The organism is Klebsiella sp. HMSC25G12, assembly GCF_001807705.1.
GTDB classification, from domain to species: domain Bacteria; phylum Pseudomonadota; class Gammaproteobacteria; order Enterobacterales; family Enterobacteriaceae; genus Klebsiella; species Klebsiella variicola.
In genome coordinates, this window is sequence record NZ_KV789863.1 from 1 (window position 1) to 803 (window position 803).

Genomic DNA, 803 nt, shown 5'->3' on the forward strand with positions numbered 1-803 from the left:
AAGCTGCTGTCGACCACCCCGGTCATGTCCGGTGCGGGTTCGCCCTGAGCAGGGGCCTCTTCATCAGAGTTCAGGTTCAGCTCTGACAGATAGAGGCCGCCACCAACGGCAGCAGCGCCGCCCACCAGAATGAGCCCCAGCCAGAGGTACTGCTTGCGCTTAATCAGCGTGTTAAAGTTCGCCATCAGCGGTTCCCTCCTGCATCTGAGGTGGTCACCCAGACCTGCATCCGGCCACCGGCGGTCAGCGGTCCTGCAGGCGTACTGAACATGACGGCGCGCGTGCCGGGCTGCCAGAAATCGCTCTCACGCACCATACGAGGCGACAGCGAGACATTATCCAGACTGTAACGGACGACCTTCAGGTGATGCCCTGTCCAGACTTTCTCTGCCGTGGCACGCAGACCGGCTGGCACCGCCAGCGTTTCTGACGTGACCGGGACAGCCTGATAGTCACCTGGAACGCTGCCCTGGCGCACGGCGCGGTTCAGAGAGACCAGCACAGACTCATACGGGTTTGACTCTTCCCAGGCTTTTGCCGGGCCCGGCGTGCCCGACAGTTCACTGACCAGCTGAATGGTTCTCCCGACGCCTGCGCGCGGCACGGCACGGATGGAGAAGTTCAGGCCGCGCTCAGTTTCCACGATAAAGGTGAACGGCTTTTTACTGACGGTGGCCAGAATGGCGCCACCGCTGTCGGTCTGCTCCTGGTTGGTCAGTCCGCCATCCAGGCTGTTAATCGCGGTGATACGGTCCCCGGGTACAGTAAAAAGGGGCTTTGTTGAATAAATCAGATTTCGGGTA

Annotated in this window: 1 protein-coding gene and 1 pseudogene; both read right to left on the minus strand. The window is 60.9% G+C overall.

What is annotated here, in order from left to right:
• Positions 1-185, minus strand: a pseudogene (locus HMPREF3096_RS09460) (conjugal transfer protein TraB); the annotation flags it as partial.
• Positions 185-803, minus strand: a 619-nt coding sequence (traK, locus tag HMPREF3096_RS09465; protein WP_176747745.1) for a type-F conjugative transfer system secretin TraK, incomplete at its 5' end; no start/stop codon positions are given. The pseudogene HMPREF3096_RS09460 and the gene traK, both read right to left, overlap by 1 nt.